Here is a 17,775-nt window from a genome sequence, read left to right as displayed (position 1 = left end):
GGGGCCCGAAAGGATCAACTGCGTGGGTCACCGACCGACGAAGACCTCGTGGAGCGACCGGCGATCCCCCCTGACGAGCCCGCGCGCCTCGCGGAGCTGCGCTCGCTTTCGCTGCTCGACACCGACCCGGAGGAGCGCTTCGACCGGGTCACCCGCGTGGCCCAACGCCTCTTCGGGGTGCCCATCGCGCTGGTGAGCCTGGTCGACGCCGACCGCCAGTGGTTCAAGTCCCGCCAGGGCCTGGCCGTGACCGAAACACCCCGCGACGTGTCGTTCTGCGGGCACGCCATCCTCGACGACTCCATCCTGAGCGTCCCCGACGCCTCGGTCGACCCCCGGTTCTTCGACAACCCGCTGGTCCTCGCCGACCCCCAGATCCGCTTCTACGCCGGCTGTCCGATCAGCGGGCCTGCCGGGGCCAAGCTCGGCATCCTGTGCATCATCGACCGGACCTCGCGGGCGCTGGCCCCCGAAGACGCCGCGTCGCTCCGCGACCTCGCCGAGCTGGTCGAGCGCGAGATCGAGGGGCTGTACCTCGCCACCGCCGACGCGCTCACCGGGTTGTACAACCGCCGCGGCTTCGACCTGTTGGCCGGCAAGGCACTCAAGCTCTGCCGCCGACAGTTCACCGACGCCAGCCTGCTCTACTTCGACCTGAACGGCTTCAAGGCGATCAACGACCGGTTCGGCCACCCCGAGGGCGACCGGGCACTCCAGGAGTTCGGCCGGCTGATCGCCGGCGCCTGCCGGTCGTCGGACATCGTGGCCCGCCTCGGCGGCGATGAGTTCGCCGCGCTGATGCCGGGCGACAACAGCCTCCCCGAAGTCTTGGTGCGGATCGGTGCCGCACTCGACGAGTGGAACGCTGCACCGGGCCAGCCCTATGACCTCTCGGCCTCGATCGGGTTCGCCCACTTCCAGAAGCTGGGCACCGACTCGATCGAGGAGATGCTGCGCCTGGGCCGATGCGCTGATGTACGCCCGGAAGCACCAGACCACCCCCGGCTGAGCCACGCGGCATCCGGTCACGCCCGCCCGGGCGGCGTGGTCGCGTCCGTCGCCCTGCGGCACCCCACTGCCTCGACGAATCCCGAGGCGGTTCAGGACTCGCTTTTGGCTGGTTGAAACAGGGCTTGCCGGCCAGTTTCGGCCCTGAACGTCGAGTTCATGGCACTCGTCCAGCCCGTCCATTCTATCGTTGAGACGATGGAGGCGAGAGCGTGAACCCTGGCGAGAAGATCTGGAAGACCGCGGCCTTCGTCAGGGAGGAGTTGTACGCCGACACGTCGGGGCACGACTGGTGGCACATCGAGCGCGTGCGGCGGCTCGCCCTCGTCATCGGCATGCACGAAGGCGCCGACCTCTACGTCGTCGAGCTCGCGGCCCTCCTCCACGACATCTCTGACTACAAGCTCAACGGCGGCGACTTGGAGAAAGGGCCGCAGGTAGCGTTCGACTGGGTCGTCTCGCTCGGCGAGAGCGAGGAGTTCGCCGGAGTGATCGCGACGATCGTCGGTGGGGTGACGTTCAAGGGCGCCGGTGTCGATTCCTCGATCGGGACACTCGAGGGCATGGTCGTTCAAGACGCTGACCGCCTCGACGCCATCGGTGCCGTGGGCGTCGCCCGTGCCTTCACATACGGCGGTTCCGCAGGGCAGCCCATGCACGAGCCCGGCTCGACACCGACCTTGCACGCGACAACGGCTGAGTACCTCAAGCGGTCGGGCACGACCGTGGACCACTTCTACGAGAAGCTCCTTCTCCTCCGCGATCGGATGAACACGGCGACTGGGCGGGGCATCGCTGAGCGTCGACACGCCTACCTCGAGAGCTTCCTAGAGGAGTTCCTGCGGGAGTGGGACGGTCGCGACCTTGGTGCTGAGGCTCAGCCCGGGCGTGCCTCCTAGCAGCAGCTCCACTCAACCGGGCATGAGAACGTTCACCAAGGGGCGCTGAGCACGCCTGGTTCAGGCCGGGCGGCCGCACCCCCGACCACCCCAACACCCTCGGCGCCGACATCGACACGATCACCGTCGGCCCCCTCCTCGCCCCCGGCGCCCGCAACGCGGCCATCGACCTCGCCTCCACCGGCGACACCTACCTCCCCGGAGTCCTCGCCCTCTCCGTCACCCGCTGACCAGCACCTCGCGGCCTCGGCAAAGGCGGCGGCGGCGCGGCGGTATGAGTCCCCTGGCGTGGTGGGGTTTGGGTCCACCGTGAGGTGAGCCACCGGCGTGATGCTCGGTGTGTACCGACCAAAGTGCACACCAAGGAGATCACACCGATGGCTCTTGACGAGTCTGCCGTTTCGGCTCTGCTCGACGCGCTCCGCGTCGGGGAGGGCACTGACCTGGTCCGCGAGCTCGCTCAGTGGGCGCTCCAGCAGCTGATCGACGCGGAGGCCACCGAGAAGATCGGCGCGGACCCGTGGGAGCGTTCCGCGGAACGCACCACCCATCGCAACGGGTCGCGCCCGAAGGTCCTGTCGACCAAGGCCGGGGACCTGCAGTTGGCGATCCCGAAGCTGCGGAAAGGGTCGTTCTTCCCCGAGCTGTTGGAACCGCGCCGCCGGATCGACCAGGCGTTGTACGCGGTGGTGATGGAGGCGTACGTGAACGGGGTCTCGACCCGGGCGGTCGACGACCTGGTCGCGGCGATGGGCATCGACACGGGGATCTCGAAGTCGCAGGTCTCTCGGATCTGCGAAGGGCTCGACGCCCGTGTCGAGGCGTTCCGGGGTCGCACCCTCGGCCATGTCGCGTTCCCCTACGTGTACTTGGACGCCACCTACATCAACGTCCGCGACGACGCTCTGGGCCAGGTCGTGTCGCGTGCGGTGGTGATCGCGACTGGGATCACCGCCCGCGGTGACCGAGAGGTCCTCGGGGTCGACATCGGCGACAGCGAAGACGAGACGTTCTGGACCCGGTTCCTCCGCACGTTGCGCGACCGGGGGCTCGGCGGGGTGCGCCTAGTGATCTCTGACGCGCACGCCGGGCTCAAGGCGTCGATCCGCAAGTGCTTCGCGGGGTCGTCCTGGCAGCGTTGCCGGGTCCACTACGCCCGGAACCTGCTGGCCACGGTCCCGAAGTCCCATATGGAGTTCGTCGCCGCCGCGTTCCGGTCGATCTTCGCGCTCGGCACCCCCGACGAGGTCGAAGCCCGCTTCGATGAGGTCACCGACACCCTCACCGAACGGTTCCCCAAGGCCGCCGAGTCCATGCGCGCCGCGCGCACCGACGTGTTGGCCTTCACCGCGTTCCCTGGGGCCCACTGGCGCAAGATCTGGTCGAACAACCCGCTCGAGCGGCTCAACAAGGAAGTGAAGCGCCGCTCCAACGTCGTCGGGATCTTCCCCAACGACCGGTCCGCCATCCGCCTCATCGGCGCGGTCCTCGCCGACCAACACGACGAATGGGCCATCGCCCGCCGCTACCTCTCCGAGACCTCGATGGCCCTGCTCGACCACCCGCGCGACACTGACCCAGACCAGCCGGCCATCACTGGCTGAACACACCGAGGATCACCCTCGAAACCCCACCACCTCACGGGACTCTGTCAAGCGGCGCCAGCCACGGTGCCCACGGACTGTCCGCGAAATGTCCGCGAATGGCGCGGGAACCGGGGTCGCGGGTGGTAAACCGGGGGCAACCCGAGATAGAGGCCCCGATCACGTAATCCCTGGTCAGCCCGGGATTCTGGGGTTTTCCGAGGGGCGGCCCGATGCCTTCACACGGCAGAGGCCACTGGTTCGAAACCAGTATCGCCCACCCGGAGGAACCCCCGTCTCGGCGGGGGTTCCGTCGCCTTCAGGGTCCCGTGGCGTGGGTCGGCTCCGCCAGCTCGGTTCTTGGTGAGGCCGCGTGACCCCGAGATCAGCGCCTGAACTCGATGACCTTGCTGCGCTAGTCACCGCCTGCTCGTCACGAACTTGACCTTGTCCTTGACGGCGCGGTCGGCGTCTGAGGCGACGGCGAGCGTGCCGGTGAAGGTCGAGCCGGTGGGTGCGGTGGTGCGGACGGTGACGGTGACCTTGATCTTCTGGGTGGCCCCGGGTTCGAGGGACGGAGTTCGGTAGGTACCGGAGGTGACGGCGGAGGTGATGTTGGTGCCGCCGGTGGTGTAGGTGACCGTGAACCTGCTGGTGGACGCGGTGCCTTTGACGCGCAGTCGGTCGCGGACAGGGGCGTCGTTCTGGGCGGACACGTAGTAAGTGATGGTGCCGCCGCGGGGGGCCGACCCGTTGGCGGTCTGGTCGGTGCCGGTCGTGTTGTAGACATCGTTGCCCCGGTTGGTGCCGGTGGCTCCCTTCTTGATGCGCCCGTCCGGGGCTGGGTTCACGGGGACGCTGAGGATCCTCTCCCAGGGCTGTTGGTCGACGTCGGTGCCGGACAGGAGGAGGTGGTGCAGCCCGAAGCTCAACTGGCGGGCGGTGCCGGCCGGTAGCACCACGGTGGCCCGGCCGGTGGCGTCGACGGGGAACGACCCGAGGCCAATGGGGTCAGAGAACAGGTAGGCGGTGACCGCGCTGTCGGGGCGCAGGCCGTCATAGAAGATGGAGGTGGGCTCGGAGCCGCGAAGGAAGTGATCGACGGTCGCGGTCGAGGGTGTGCCGATGGCGTCGGGTGTGTCTGCGGCGAGGTTGCTGGCGAGCACCGGGTTGTCGTACGGGGTCGGTTGGCCACCAGCTGTGGGCGCAGGGTTCGCCGTGGGGCTCGGCGCCTGGGTGAGGGCGGCTCGGCCCCAGAGCCCGAATCCGACCGAGGTGGGGTGGAAACCTTCCTGGAGCTGCCAGCGTCCGAGTCGCGGGACGATGTTGCCGTTCACCGCCGGTTGGGGGTCGCTCGGCTGGCATCGCTGGTTGGCGTCGAAGATGGGCAGGACGCTGAGGTAGTGCACGCCGGCGGTCGACGCCGCTGCCCGTAGCATGCTGTCGGCGTCGGTGATCTTCCGGCGGAGCCAGACGCGTTCGCTCTGGGACAAGTACGAGAGGCTGGGGCAGTTGGCGTCCTCCGCCGCGTTCGGGACGAGCCGCGGGTAGCCCGAGACGTACACGGGCGCGAAGTCGTGGTCGGTCGAGCCAGCGGTGCTCGTTGCTCGGCGGATTGTCCTGAACGTGTCCACCATCCGGGCGTAGAGCGAGTTGATGCGCCGGGTCACCCGGTCGGTTCCGCTTGCGGCGTTCCAGGTGCTGTTCTGGCACTCACCGGCGGGACCCAGCGAGGGCAGCAGGCAGCGTTTGATGATGGCGGCGAATAAGGCGTCGTTTCCGCCGATGGTGACGACGACGGCATCGACGCCGGTGTCATCGCGGATCGCCCTCAACTGGTTGACCTGGTTGTGTTCGGGGATGTCGCCGGGTTGGTCACCCATGACGTCGCCGGACACAGCACCAGAGCAGGCGATGTGGCGGAAGCCCTCGGTGTAGGTCGCCGGTGCCCCGCCGGGATCGGTCCCGGTCAGCATCGCCGTGGCCCAGTAGTGCTGCCAGGAGGCGGGCGAACGGTGACACCCGCCGCTCGCCGCGGTGTCGGGTGTGTAGGACCCGGCGCCTTCGCCCGACGAGTACGAGTCGCCCATGCCCACGATGGTCGGCTTCACCGGAATCGTGTCGATCGCGCCCGCGGAGTTGTCCCCGATCGACGCGAGCGCTTGCGCGGAAGCTTCCTGCACGGCGTCCCACCCGACATCCGCGAGGTAGGTCAGCGTCGGAGCGGGACTCCCTGGGCCGATCGGAGCGTGGTCGGTAAGGGTGCAGCGCGCGACCAGGCTCATGCCGACCTCCGGCGGGTCGCACGCCCAACCTGCCGACTGAGACTCCGTCGAGGGCCCCACCGGAACCAGCCCCTGGCCGAACGTGAGGAGCAACTCGACCGGGTCGTTGGAGGGGCACGACCCCGTCGCTCCCACCTCGGCCACCAGTTCGGCGTACCCGACCGTCGCGTCCTGCTCCCACACGCCCGGCTGCAGGCGCCGAGCGACCGTGGGCCGCAGCGCATCGCCCCCGGAGTGGTTGCCCTCCACGCTCAGGGTGATCGTCGGTGATGCGGTCCCACCCGGTGACGGTGTCGCGCAGGAGGCGAACACCTGGATGCGGTCGCCGCCCTCGCCGACATAGATGTCGCCGTTGCCCTCGACGGCGATCACGTTCGGGCGATCGAACTGTCCTTCGGCGGAGCCGACGCTTCCCCACTGGGTGAGGTAGGTGCCTGAGGAGGTGAACTTCTGCACCCGGTTGTTACCGGCGTCGGCGACGTAGACGTTGCCGGTGGAATCCACCGCCACGCCACCCGGGCGGTCGAACTGCCCGGCACCCGACCCGGTGGTTCCCCACCGGGCGAGGAAGTTCCCGGACGAGGTGAACTTCTGCACCCGGTTGACCCCATCGGTCACATAGACGTGGCCGTTGGCATCGACGGCCACGCCGGTCGAGAAGGTCAGCTGCCCGTCGCCGCCACCGAAGGTGCCCCACTCTGCGAGGAGCGCTCCCGACGACGTGAACTTCTGCAGACGCGGCCCGGGATAGATCGGGTAGATGCTGCCATTGACCGTCACGTAGACGTTGCCGTCGGCGTCGACTGCCAGCGCTTGTGGCGACAGCGACTCGCCCGACCAGGAGGGGAACCACTGGGCGATGAACTCGCCGCTCGAGGTGAACTTCTGCACCCGGTGGTTGAGGACATCAGCGACGTAGACGTTGCCGTCAGGGTCTACCGCGATCCCGGCCGGGGTGTTGAACTGCCCCGTGGCGTTCCCAGGGCTTCCCCACTCGATGAGGTACTGCCCGCTCGAGGTGAACTTCTGCACCCGGTTGTTGAGGGCATCGGTGACATAGACGTTGCCGTCAGGGTCGACCGCCACGCCGCCAGGTAGGTCGAACTGGCCGGGTCCGGCCCCAGAGCTTCCAAATTGGGTGACGTAGGTAGGCGGGAATTCCTCCGCTCCGGCTGAGATGGTCGGGCCCACCACACTCACGGCCGACACGAGCAACACCGCAAGCATCGACCTCGGCATTCGTGGTCTGATCGCCGCCCGCACGGCAGCGAACCATAGATGATCGCGATGCTCCCAATTCGGTGGCCGTGGACGGGCCAAGCCGACGTCACAGCACGGCGCGGTCGACTATGGCTAGAACCGAACACGACGGGGCCGGAGCCGAGGAACGTGATCACCACGAGAGGGTCTTGTCTGGCATCGATCCTCGGAGCTGGTCGGATTGATGCGGGGAGCCGGCGACCGTCCGCCCGGTACGCCTACTCCGCTTCCAGCTCCGCCAACACGTCCGCAGCGTCCTGGCTGCCAAGGCCGGCGAGGCGTCGGAGCTCGTCGTGATCGCCCTGCTCGCCGGATCGAGGGCGGCCCGGTCGCGGCCCTCGGTGAACGCGATCGCCTTGTCGGCGGCGTCACGCAGGTGCTGCAGTCGTGTCTGCGCCGTCGGTGAACCCGACCGAGCCCGCGAGGGGCTCGTAGTCGACGTTCGCCTCTGGGCTGGCGAGATCGTCCCTGCCGGACGGTGGGTTAGGTTGCCCCTCGTGGGGAGTGGGTGATGGCCCCTGGGAGATGCCGGTGAGAGCGGTCGTCCACGAGCGGTACGGCGGGCCGGAAGCGCTGAGGATCGGCAACCTCCCCACGCCGAGCCCGGGTGCCGGCCAGGTGCTCGTGCGCGTGGCGGCGACGTCGGTGAACCTCAGCGACTGGGAGACCCTGCGGGGCTCGCCGCTGTACGCCCGCGTCGGCGGTCTCCGCGCACCCGCCCGTCCGGTCCTCGGCTCGGACATCGCCGGCTGGGTCGAGGACGTCGGCGACGGTGTCACCCGGTTCCGGGTCGGTGACGAGGTGTACGGCGACAACCTCGCCCTGAAGGGTGGCTTCGCCGAGTTCGCGTTGGCGGGCGAGTCGGTCCTCGCGCCCAAGCCGCCAGGCCTCACGTTCAGCGAGGCCTCGACGATCCCGCAGTCAGGAGCGATCGCGCTCCAGGGAACCGAAGGCGCCGTCGCGGGTCAGCGCGTGCTCATCAACGGGGCGGGCGGTGGTTCGGGGGCGTTTGCCATCCAACTCGCCAAGCGGGTCGGCGCGCACGTGATCGCGGTCGACAACGGGGCGAAGCTCGACTTCATGCGGTCGCTCGGTGCCGACGAGGTCGTCGACCATCGGGCCCAGGACTTCACCCGCTCGGTGCCGCCCTCCGATCTCATCCTCGATCTCGTCGCGCACCGGTCGGTGTTCGCCTACCGACGCGCGTTGCGAAGGGGTGGGCGGTACCGCTGCGTCGGCGGGTCGGTGTCCACGTTGTTGCGGATCCTGACGATCGGGTCGATCGCGGGCGTACTCACCGGCCGTCGGATGGGAGTGCTCGCCGTGCAGGAGGGGCCCGAGCACTTCGCGCCGCTCGCCCGGCTCTGCGTCGATGGCGACGTCGGGATCCACATCGACCGGACGTTCGGGCTCGACGAGGTCGACGCGGCCCTCGCCTACGTCGGCGAGGGCCGGGCGCTGGGGAAGGTCGTCGTCACCGTCGCCGAGTCCTCCTGACCGCTGAGTGGTCGGGCAGGCCCGATCAGGCGCGTCTACAAGTAGCGTCGCCGTGGTGGTCGAACCTCCGGAGGGCACGCCGCACCGTCCCGGGCTGATCGGCGGTGTCGTCGGTCGGCTGGCGCCGGTGGTGATGCGTCAGATCGACACCAACGACCTCGTCGACGCGATCGACGTCGACGTCATCGCCGCTGACCTGGATCTCGACGCGCTCATCGCCCGGCTCGACGTGAACGAGATCGCGGCCCGACTCGACCTCGACGCGCTCGTGGCCCGGCTCGATGTCAACGAGATCGCGAACCGGTTGGACCTGGACGCGCTGCTGGCCCGCCTCGACGTGGACCAGATCGCCGCACGGTTGGACCTCGAGGCCCTGATCGGCAGGCTGGACATGGCCAAGCTCACGGCGGGCGCGAGCCAGGACGTGGCGGTGTCCGGGCTCGACCTCGTTCGCCGGCAGTTCGTCCGGATGGACGCCACGGTGGACGGCGTGGTCGGCCGGGTGCTGCGGCGCCGGCCCGGTCGCCGTCCCGCGATGCCGGGCGGGCTCGTCGACGACGTCGTCGAGCGGGCGACGCCGGCCGCCGACCCGAACGAACTCCAGCGCCGTGATGTGAGCGGCCACTACGCCGGGCCGGTCACCCAGCTCCTGGCGGTGGTCGCCGACGTCGCTGCGGTCGTGACGCTCAACGCCGGTCTGGTCGCCGTCTTGGCGTTCTTCTTCGGGAGCATCTTGGGCCTCGATCCGTCGTCCCGGGTGACCGCACTCGTCTCGCTCGCAACGCTGTCCTTGCTGTTCCTCGCGTGGTTCTGGCTCCCGGTGGCCTTCCTCGGACGGACGCCGGCGATGGCCCTGCTCGGCCTCGCGGTGGTCCGTCGCGACGGCGGGGTGGTCAGCGGTGCCCGGGCCTTCGTCCGCGCCCTCCTGCTGCCGGTCTCGTTGTTCGTCCCGGTCCTGTTCCTCGGCCTCGTGCTCGGTGACGAGCGACTGACCCTGCACGATCGCGCCGCGGGCACGACGGTGGTCTACGACTGGGGTGCCCGCGAGGCCGAGCAACCGGTGACGATCCGTGAACAGCTGTCCGCCCGGGTGCGGCGTCGCGAGCTCGCCCCTGGCTCCTGAAGATCGTCCACCTCACCTCAGGTGCCCACAGAGCGAGGCGGCCGTCGGGCCACCCTCGACAGCGAGGGCACGACCGCAGGATGCCGACCCGCTCAGGCCGGTCGAACCTCGGCGAGCTGCGCGACGGCGTGGTCGTCGTCCCAGCAGACGGCCGCCTCCCACGCCGCCGACGCCTGCGACGCGGTGTCGAGCGCGACGTCGTCGAGGCCGGCGGCGTTGTGGGGGAGCGCCAGATCGAGGTCGGGGACGTCCACGTGCGCCTCGTCCCAGTCGATCAGGCCCACGCGCTCCGGGGTGATGCGGATGTTCCCTGGGTTGGGGTCGCCGTGGACGACGCGCCGCTCACGGCCGGCGAGGCGCGCCCATGCGGCTCGGCACCGGGCCACGCCTTCGGGGGGCATCGCTCCGAGGTCGACCCTCGTCCCGCGCTCGGCGTGGAGGAGGTCGATCGAGGACCGCCACCCCGGGCGCTGCGGCCAGTCCTCGGTCAGGCGATGCAGCTGGCAGAGGGTGTCGGCGACGCGACGCCAGTCGGCCTCGGTCGCGGGTGGCTCGCCCTCTACGTAGGTCATCACCACCAGTCCGTCGGCGAAGAACCGGCCGTCCGTGGTGGGGATCGGCGAAGGCACCACCATCCCCTCACGGTCGAGATGGCGGAGCAGGTCGGTCTCCCAGGCGAGGTCGGCGTCGCTGCGCCGACCGAGACGGGCGACGGCGCTCTGTCCGTCGATCTGCACGCTCCACACCTCGTTGACGCCGACGCCACCGGTCAATGGTTCGACGCGGACGACGTCCTCGCCCCACTGCTCGAGTGCGTCCCAACCCACCAGCACATCGTCGCGGAAGCGAGACGCCCTCCGCCGGTCAGGTCGGAGGTTCGTCGTGGAGGTCAAAGTGTTCGGCCAGCATCCCCGAGAGGGCGTCCGCCCACGTGCGGTTGACGGCCAGCGCGTCGGGGCGGGCGGCCACGGCTTTGGCCACGCTCTCCACCGTCGTGATCGCGAGCTCGGTGGCGAACCGGACCTGGTCGGCCGTCTGCAGGGTGGGGGACGCCGTGGCGAGGAATGCCGCGCAACGTTCGAAGGCAAGGGCGCGCGCCTCCGTCGTCGCGGCGTCGGTCCCGCCCTGGCGGAGGAAGAGCTCGATGTCGCCCATCGCGACGCCGAGCGCGGCCGCCTCCTCGGCCTCGCTGGCGAAGAACCACCGAGTCAGCTCCGTCAGCTTCCGGCGGGGTGACCAGCGGTCGTCGTCGAGGATCGCGGTGACGCGATCCAGCCCCTCCCGGACATCCTGGTCGTGGAGAGCGACGACGATCGCGTGCTTGTTGGGGAAGTACTGGTAGAGCGAGCCGACGCTGATCCCGGCCTCGTCGGCCACCTTGGTGGTGGTGAACCCGAGCGGACCGTCCTCGCGCAGAACACGAAGGGCCGCCTCGACGATCCGGTCGCGCATGCGACGGGAACGCTCCTGCTTCGGTGCTCTCCTGGGCGACAGGTCCATCCTGGTGAGGCCTCTTCCGCTCGAAGGGAATGCGAATCGAGAAAGCGAAGAATACTTCGTATTCTTGTCACATGGACGACCGAAACGACCCGACCAGGTCCGGCCGCCCGGGGCGCGACGGCCGATCGGCGAGGGCGGTGTCCGTCACCCGGATCATCAACCCCTGCGCACTGATCGAGCTCGGCGGCGTGGCCTCGGTGCTGACCGACCCGTACTTCGAGGATCACCGCTGGTTCCCGATGATCGAGCCCATCGGGCTCGCACCCTCGGACCTGCCGCCGCTCGACGCGATCCTCGGTGGCCACGCCGCCTTCGACCACTGGCAGCCGCAGTCGATGCGCGCCTACCGCCACCATGCCGAAACCGCGGTCTTCGTCGCCACGAAGGGCATGGCGCGGCGGGCGAGGCACTCGGGCTTCGACCGGGTGGAGGTGCTCCGCTGGGGCGAGCGGCGACGGATCCACGACGACCTCGTCGTCACCTGCCTTCCCGGCGAGCGCCCGTTGGGGGTGCGTACCAACAACTACCTGGTGGAGACGCCCGAGGTGAGCGTGTACGTCGGGACGGAGGCGCGCTCGCTCGAGCCGGTCGAGCGTTGCGCGACGCACCATCGTGTGGACGCGGCCGTGCTCCCGATCGACGGTCTGACTTTCCTCGGGCGGCGCCTCGTCATGGACGCCGAGGCGGCGGTCCGAGCGGCCAGGACGCTCGGCGCGAGGCACCTGTTCCCGATCCATTGCTCGCAGCGCCCCGTGGCGGGCGTCATCCGATGCCCCTCAGGTGTGGGGGCGCTACGCGCACTCGCCGAGGTCGGGAGCCCGGTGGCGGTCCACCACGCGCCGACCGGCACCGCGCTCCGGGTCGAGGTGTGACGCGGAGCGGTCGCGCTGCTGGTCGGTCGCTGCCCGGGTAGGAGGGCGGCATGCGATTCCGACGGCGCGACCAGATCGAGGTGCGGCCGCTGGGCGGCGGGGTCGGATGCCTCACCATGGTGCTGGTGTCGATCGTCGCTTCAGTGCTGCTGACCGTGGTCGTGAACGTGCTCGTCCGCCTCTGACCGGGCCCCCGCTGAGGACGCGGAACAGACGTCGGAGGATCAGGCGCCGGCCTTCGCCGCGATGGCGGCCTCGACCTGGAGGCGGGCGAGGCGGATCATCTCGGCCAGGTCGCCGCCGGAGGGGAAGAGACGCTGGTTCTGGGCGAAGAGCCGGACGAGGCCATCCCAGCCGTCGCCGCCGACCACCACCGAACTGCCCTTCTTGGCGTTGTTCCTCTTCGCCCCGAGGTAGCCGAGGATCATCAGTGCGGTCGGCGCATGGCTGCCCTCGGGGACCCACACGAGGACGACGTCGGCGTCGAAGGCGCTGTCGCACTGCCATTCGTAGGCGCCACGCCGGCCGGCGGAGCCCACCTCCAGCTCGGGCCAGCGGTCGTTGCGGGGGTCGATGACCGTGACCTCGAGGTCGTCGAAGGCCTCGATCACCTCGTCGCGCCAGGAGACGCCTGCCTCCTCGAACGGGCCGGCCAGGAAGAGGGTGGTCGTGGCCTTCTTCTGGGCTGCGGTCAGTCGCTCCGGGGCTCGAAGGATCGTCGCCAAGGGTCCTCCCGTCGTTCGGTCACGCCGGCTCCGGAGCGCGCTGCCCCCGACCCGACGCAGGGTCGCCGATCGTAGGCCGGGACGCCTGCTCCGACCGGCCCACTACGGTGCGGCGATGGCCAAGACCGTCGTCATCACCGGTGCAGGTTCGGGGTTCGGGAAGGGCGCTGCGGTCGAGCTCGCCGCCCGCGGGCACCGGGTGATCGCCACCACCGAGACCGCCGAGCAGGCTGCGGCCCTCGCCGCCGAGCACCCCGAGCTCACGGCGCAGAAGCTCGACGTGACCGACCCCGCCGACGTGGCCGGCGTCGCCGCGTTGGACCCCGACGTGCTGATCAACAACGCCGGGCTCGGCGTGATGGCGCCCCTGCCGACCGTGCCGCTCGAGCGCATGAAGGCGGGCTTCGAGGTGAACGTCTTCGGCATGGTCGCGATGTGCCAGGCGGTGATCCCGGGGATGAAGGCCAAGGGCGCCGGCCGGATCATCAACATGTCGTCGATCGCGGGCGTGCTCTCGGGCCCGATGACGGCGCCGTACGCGATGACGAAGCACGCGGTGGAGGCCTTCACCAAGGCGCTGCGTGACGAGCTGGCCCCGTATGGCATCGACGTCACCAAGCTCAACCCCGGTCCCTATGACACCGGCTTCAACGACGCCATGGTCAACGGCATCGCCACCTACATCGAAGAGGGCGACGCCCCGGCCGCCGAGGCCGAGGAGTTCGTCCGCGCCATCGTCCTCACCGGCCAGCTCGACCCCGACGAGGTGGTGCAGGCCATGGCCGACCTGACCGAGGCCGACGAGACCCCGGTCGAGACCTTCCTGCCGGCGGGGATCCTCGAGCTCATCAACCCGCAGGGCTGATCGGCGTCCGCGGCGCTTCCCCGGGCAGTCCGGGCCGAGTAACATAACGCTGTTATGAGCGCCGGCACCCCGAACGACCTGGCCCACGTCCTGCGTCCGTGCGCGCCTCCCGTGGTGCTCGAGGACGTCTATACCGACGCCCAGCACGCCGCCCTGCTCGACGTGGTGAAGCGCAACGGACCGTGGGCCACGATCATCGGCCAGCACTTCGAGACGGTGGACGAGATGATCGCCACCCAGACCGGTGTGGTGCCCGAGGGCCACGGCCTCACCCTCGACCACTTCACCGGGCCGCTGTTCCGTGGCTACCTCGCCCAGAACTCCACGGTGCTGTATCCCGAGCTGTTCGACGCCTTCTACAACGAGAAGTTCCTCGAACTCGTCAAGGACTACTGGGGCTGCCGGTACGCCCGGCCCACGATGATGCTGTTCAACATCAGCGGCCCGCACGACAGCGGCGGTGTGCCGCACCTCGACGCCGTGACCTTCCGGGGGGTCCGCATCGAGAACACCCCCGTCTGGCTCCAGAACGTGATGGCCAAGTCCGGTCTCTTCACCGAGTACGTCGTGAAGATGGCCCAGGTCGTCACGTGGTGGTGGCAGGGCGAGGAGGGCACCTTCACCTACTGGCCCGACGGCCCCCACGAGGCGCCGCAACGCATCGAGCACCCGATGTGGAACAAGGGCGTCGTGGTGCAGAACGAGCTCATGTTCCACCGCGGGGACTCGCAGGGGCGCCCCGACGAGCGCAGCCACAAGGGCGTGCGGGCCCGGTCGCTGTTCCACTTCGATGCCGCCGCCGACGAATGGCTGGTCACCACCGACGGCGACGTGGTCCTGCGCTTCACCCCGGACCAGATCCGCTTCCTCGTGCATTGGAACGCGGAGGTGTACGCCGACGAGGCCGAGCTGCACAAGGTGATGGACCACACCGACGACCTCACCCACGACCAGGTGGTGGACACGCTGCTCGCCGACCTCCGGAGCCGGGGGGTCGAGGTGGCCGAGCCCAGTGACCCGTTCCACGACGTGGACTGGATCCAGGCGCTCATGCACACCTACACCATCGCCCCGACCACCGACTGGGCCGCCTGACGCTCGCGCCGACGACACAGCCCGAGAGCGGGCGCGCCGGCGGGGCATGACCGCCCGGCGTGACGGTGGGGAAAGATACGAGGATGCTCTGGCATCCAGTCGCGCCCAACGGGAAGGGCCGACCGTGAGCGACGCCCCGCGAGAGCCCCCTTCGGGCGAACCGCCGCTGCCCGCCAGCCGGCTGGAGGAGCTCGTCGGGCGGGTCAGCGTCCTCGCCCGACGCCTGTCGCGGCCCGTCGGGATCGCGGGCCGGATCGGGCTCGTCGCCGGGTTGGGGGTGTGGCTGCTCCTGCCCGCCCCGGTGTGGCCGGACCGGCCCCCGTGGTGGTCGAGCGCGGTGTCGCTCCTCGTGCTGTGCGCCCCTGGCGGCTGGCTGATGTTCCATCGCTGGTGGCTCGACCGGGCCGCCATCCGTGCCACTGAGCTGGCGCCGGCGGCCACGGCGACGGCGCTCAAGACCTACGCCCGGATCAGAGGCACGGGCGAGCCCGGAGACGCTGCCCCAGGCAGTGGCGGCGGACGCGTGCGCCGGGCGTGGCGCTTCTACCGGGGCACCATCTCGCCGTTGCAGGGGCACGTGACTGACGCCCTCGGCATCACCGCCCCCTTCCGCCCGTACACCCTGATCACCAGCGGCGTGGCGCTTGTGCTGACCCTCGCCCTCCTGATCTGCGTCCCGGTGGCGCTCGTCGTGCGCGTCGTGCTTCTGGTCACCTGAACTCCCTCCGTGGGACCACGGTGCACTCGCGGCCCGTTCGGTCGGCAGCGTGACCGTTCTGTTCGCCAGGTGCCTCGACGCTCGGCGAGATCGAGGCCTTGCTGCCCGACTGAACGCGGGCACCCGCGCCGAGGCGTAGGTTCTCGTCCATGAGCGAGCAGATGAAGGCGATCGTGGTCGACGGCGGCGTGGTCAGCGTCGGGGACCTCGACGTGCCCGAGCCGACGGCCGGCCAGGCCCTGGTCCGCATCACCAGCGCCGGGGTGTGCCACTCCGACCTCCACCTCGCGAAGGGCGACTGGATGGGGGTGACCACCCCACAGCTCGGCCACGAGGCCATCGGGGTGGTCGAGGCGCTCGGTGAGGGCGCCGAGGCGGACGTCTCCGTCGGCCAACGGGTGATCCTCGGCCTCGGTGGCGCCGGCGGCGCGTTCTGGTGTGGCGCCTGCGAGTACTGCCTCGGCGGCCGCCCCCGGCACTGCACCCAGGGCGGCACCGTCATGGGCACGTTCGCCGAGCACTTCGCCATCTGGTCGAAGGCCCTCGTCGTCCTGCCCGACAGCATCGGCGACGAGGAGGCCCCCCTCGCCTGTGGCGGGCTCACCGCCTACAGCGCCGTGCGCAAGCTGCAGCTCCACGGCATCCCGCCGGGGCGCACCATCGGCGTCATCGGCGCGGCCGGTGGCCTCGGCCACTACGCGGTCCAGATCCTCCAGGCCTTCGGCTACAAGGTGCTCGGCGTCGACGTGGGCGAGGAGCGCCTCGAGTTCGTGCGCTCGCTCGGCGCCGACGAGGCGGTCGGCGCGGAGGATGCCGCCGGCGTGGCCATGATGAAGGGCGGCATCGACGCGGTCCTCGTGTTCGCCGCCCGGGTGGCCGGGTTCCAGCTCGGCCTGTCGATGCTGCGCCAGCAGGGCCTGTTCGTGGGCGTCGGCCTGCCGCCGACGAGCGACGGCAACTTCGAGATCAGCCCGTTCGAGTTCTTCTGGCGGGACCCCACGCTCATCTTCTCGGCGGTGGGCACCGTCCAGGAGATGCGCGACCTGATCGCCCTGGCCGCGGACGGCAAGGTGAAGACCCACGTCTCGCGCACCGGCAGCCTGTCCGAGGTCCCACAGATCTTCTCCGAGCTCGAGGCCGGCGCCTATCTCGGCCGCGCCGTGCTCACCGACCTCTCCAGCTGACGAAGGGCCGTCCGGCCCAGGCCAGGCCAGGATCCTTCACGAACGGGGCTCGCCGCCGACAGGAGCGGGATGAACGAGGCCGCCTCCCCGGCGGCCCGGCGACGAGGCCGTGGTGGCCGGGCGCTCGCCGTCGGCGCCGTGCTGCTCGCCGTGCTGTGGCTGACCGCGCCGGCGTCCGGTGGCGCCGGCTCCGTGCAGGCGGCGTACCTCGTCGGCAGTGTGGTGGCCGCGCTGGCGATGTGGGTCGGCATCGCCCTGCGGCGGCCTCGGATCGTTCGCCCCTGGCGCTGGCTGGCGTCGGGCATGACCGCGTGGGCGACCGCCGACGTCGTCTACGCCGCCTACGGGTGGTTCGGGCACACCGATCCCGGCATCTCGGTCGCCGATGCCCTGTACGTCGTCGGCTACGTGACCGTGGCCGTCGGCCTGGTGGCGGTGATCCGCGCCCGCAAGCCCGGCGGCGACCTCGACGCGTTGCTCGACGCCGGGGCCGTCGGGGTCGCGGCGCTGGTCATGTCCTGGGACCTGTTGATCCAGCCGACCATCGACCCCGGCGCCGGCCTGGCCACCACTGTCCTCTACGCCCTGTACCCGGTGTTCGACGTCGTGCTCCTGGCCCTGCTCGTCCGGCTGATGCTCGACACCCGCCTCCGGAGCACCCCGGTCGTCCTCTTCGCCATCGCCGTCGCCACGTGGCTCGTGGCAGATGCCGCCTACTCGACGCTGGCGGCCACCGGGAACTACGAGTTCGGTGCCACCGCCTGGCTGGACCAGCTCTTCCTGGTGGGCATGTTCCTCGTCGCCGCCGTCGCCCTGCACCCGAAGATGGCGGCGCTGACCGACGAGCGGGGAGAACCGCGCGCGGAGCGCCCGTACCGCCTCGCGCTCGGGGTGGCCTGTGTGGCGGTGCCAGGCGTCGCGGCGGCGGCCGCGGACCTGTCCGACGAGCCCGCGACGGCGGTCGCCTTCATCGTGGCCATCGTGGTGCTCGCGGGGCTGGTCCTCATGCGCAGCGTGCGACTGCTGCGCCACAAGGACGCCGCTGAGGTCGCCCTGCGACGCAGCAACCACTACCACCAGGCCCTCGCCGCGAACTCCGCCGACGCAGTCCTCGTGGTCGACCCTGCCGGCACCCTCACCAGCGACGCCCCGGCCCTCGCC

General features: G+C 70.2%; 15 protein-coding genes. 11 read left to right on the top strand and 4 right to left on the bottom strand.

Annotated elements, in window-relative coordinates; translation table 11 throughout:
* Positions 1 to 48 precede the first annotated feature (48 nt).
* From JNK12_12295 to JNK12_12285, 3 genes are all read left to right on the top strand, one after another.
* Complete coding sequence (locus tag JNK12_12295; GenBank protein ID MBL8776713.1) at positions 49 to 1,125, top strand: sensor domain-containing diguanylate cyclase; 1,077 nt, start codon at positions 49 to 51, stop codon at positions 1,123 to 1,125.
* Between the two features lie 95 nt (positions 1,126 to 1,220).
* A complete protein-coding gene (locus tag JNK12_12290; protein MBL8776712.1) occupies positions 1,221 to 1,907 on the top strand; it encodes an HD domain-containing protein in 687 nt (228 codons plus the stop codon).
* 377 nt (positions 1,908 to 2,284) lie between these two features.
* A complete protein-coding gene (locus JNK12_12285) occupies positions 2,285 to 3,511 on the top strand; it encodes an IS256 family transposase (protein ID MBL8776711.1) in 1,227 nt (408 codons plus the stop codon).
* 398 nt (positions 3,512 to 3,909) lie between these two features.
* Here JNK12_12285 and JNK12_12280 read toward each other — a convergent pair whose 3' ends face one another.
* Positions 3,910 to 6,861 carry an SMP-30/gluconolactonase/LRE family protein gene (locus tag JNK12_12280; GenBank protein ID MBL8776710.1) on the bottom strand — a complete coding sequence of 984 codons (2,952 nt, stop codon included), beginning with the start codon at positions 6,859 to 6,861 and terminating at the stop codon, positions 3,910 to 3,912.
* A gap of 705 nt (positions 6,862 to 7,566) precedes the next feature.
* Between JNK12_12280 and JNK12_12275 the strand changes: the two genes are divergently transcribed.
* Positions 7,567 to 8,532, top strand: a complete 966-nt coding sequence (locus JNK12_12275; GenBank protein MBL8776709.1) for an NAD(P)-dependent alcohol dehydrogenase — start codon at positions 7,567 to 7,569, stop codon at positions 8,530 to 8,532.
* Between the two features lie 55 nt (positions 8,533 to 8,587).
* The gene (locus JNK12_12270; protein ID MBL8776708.1) at positions 8,588 to 9,655 is read left to right on the top strand and encodes an RDD family protein; all 1,068 of its coding nucleotides are present in this window, start codon (positions 8,588 to 8,590) and stop codon (positions 9,653 to 9,655) included.
* Positions 9,656 to 9,747: 92 nt separating this feature from the next.
* Here JNK12_12270 and JNK12_12265 read toward each other — a convergent pair whose 3' ends face one another.
* On the bottom strand, positions 9,748 to 10,482 hold the full coding sequence (locus tag JNK12_12265) for a phosphotransferase (GenBank protein MBL8776707.1): 735 nt from the start codon (positions 10,480 to 10,482) through the stop codon (positions 9,748 to 9,750).
* A 37-nt stretch (positions 10,483 to 10,519) separates the two neighbouring features.
* The gene (locus JNK12_12260; protein ID MBL8776706.1) at positions 10,520 to 11,107 is read right to left on the bottom strand and encodes a TetR/AcrR family transcriptional regulator; all 588 of its coding nucleotides are present in this window, start codon (positions 11,105 to 11,107) and stop codon (positions 10,520 to 10,522) included.
* 119 nt (positions 11,108 to 11,226) lie between these two features.
* Between JNK12_12260 and JNK12_12255 the strand changes: the two genes are divergently transcribed.
* Positions 11,227 to 12,027 (top strand): MBL fold metallo-hydrolase, encoded by an 801-nt coding sequence (locus tag JNK12_12255; protein MBL8776705.1) that lies wholly within the window; start codon positions 11,227 to 11,229, stop codon positions 12,025 to 12,027.
* A gap of 224 nt (positions 12,028 to 12,251) precedes the next feature.
* Here the strand turns inward: JNK12_12255 and JNK12_12250 are convergent, their stop codons facing one another.
* Entirely contained in the window at positions 12,252 to 12,752 is a 501-nt protein-coding gene (locus JNK12_12250; protein MBL8776704.1) for a nucleoside 2-deoxyribosyltransferase domain-containing protein, read from the bottom strand.
* 115 nt (positions 12,753 to 12,867) lie between these two features.
* Between JNK12_12250 and JNK12_12245 the strand changes: the two genes are divergently transcribed.
* From JNK12_12245 to JNK12_12225, 5 genes are all read left to right on the top strand, one after another.
* Complete coding sequence (locus tag JNK12_12245) at positions 12,868 to 13,617, top strand: SDR family NAD(P)-dependent oxidoreductase (GenBank protein MBL8776703.1); 750 nt, start codon at positions 12,868 to 12,870, stop codon at positions 13,615 to 13,617.
* 54 nt (positions 13,618 to 13,671) lie between these two features.
* Positions 13,672 to 14,712, top strand: a complete 1,041-nt coding sequence (locus JNK12_12240; GenBank protein MBL8776702.1) for a hypothetical protein — start codon at positions 13,672 to 13,674, stop codon at positions 14,710 to 14,712.
* A gap of 124 nt (positions 14,713 to 14,836) precedes the next feature.
* Positions 14,837 to 15,430 carry a hypothetical protein gene (locus JNK12_12235; GenBank protein MBL8776701.1) on the top strand — a complete coding sequence of 198 codons (594 nt, stop codon included), beginning with the start codon at positions 14,837 to 14,839 and terminating at the stop codon, positions 15,428 to 15,430.
* A gap of 149 nt (positions 15,431 to 15,579) precedes the next feature.
* On the top strand, positions 15,580 to 16,614 hold the full coding sequence (locus JNK12_12230; GenBank protein MBL8776700.1) for an alcohol dehydrogenase catalytic domain-containing protein: 1,035 nt from the start codon (positions 15,580 to 15,582) through the stop codon (positions 16,612 to 16,614).
* Between the two features lie 69 nt (positions 16,615 to 16,683).
* Positions 16,684 to 17,775 (top strand): hypothetical protein (locus JNK12_12225; protein MBL8776699.1); only part of this gene is annotated, 1,092 nt, incomplete at its 3' end.

Source organism: Acidimicrobiales bacterium, assembly GCA_016794585.1.
Lineage (GTDB): Bacteria > Actinomycetota > Acidimicrobiia > Acidimicrobiales > DATDAH01 > JAEUJM01.
This window is presented reverse-complemented; position numbering and strand designations above follow the sequence as displayed.

Coding starts and splice junctions, on each gene's coding strand:
- JNK12_12230 (MBL8776700.1), top strand. CDS start 15,580: ATGAGCGAGCAGATGAAGGCGATCGTGGTCGACGGCGGCGTGGTCAGC.
- JNK12_12285 (MBL8776711.1), top strand. CDS start 2,285: ATGGCTCTTGACGAGTCTGCCGTTTCGGCTCTGCTCGACGCGCTCCGC.
- JNK12_12245 (MBL8776703.1), top strand. CDS start 12,868: ATGGCCAAGACCGTCGTCATCACCGGTGCAGGTTCGGGGTTCGGGAAG.
- JNK12_12240 (MBL8776702.1), top strand. CDS start 13,672: ATGAGCGCCGGCACCCCGAACGACCTGGCCCACGTCCTGCGTCCGTGC.
- JNK12_12260 (MBL8776706.1), bottom strand. CDS start 11,107: ATGCGCGACCGGATCGTCGAGGCGGCCCTTCGTGTTCTGCGCGAGGAC.
- JNK12_12255 (MBL8776705.1), top strand. CDS start 11,227: ATGGACGACCGAAACGACCCGACCAGGTCCGGCCGCCCGGGGCGCGAC.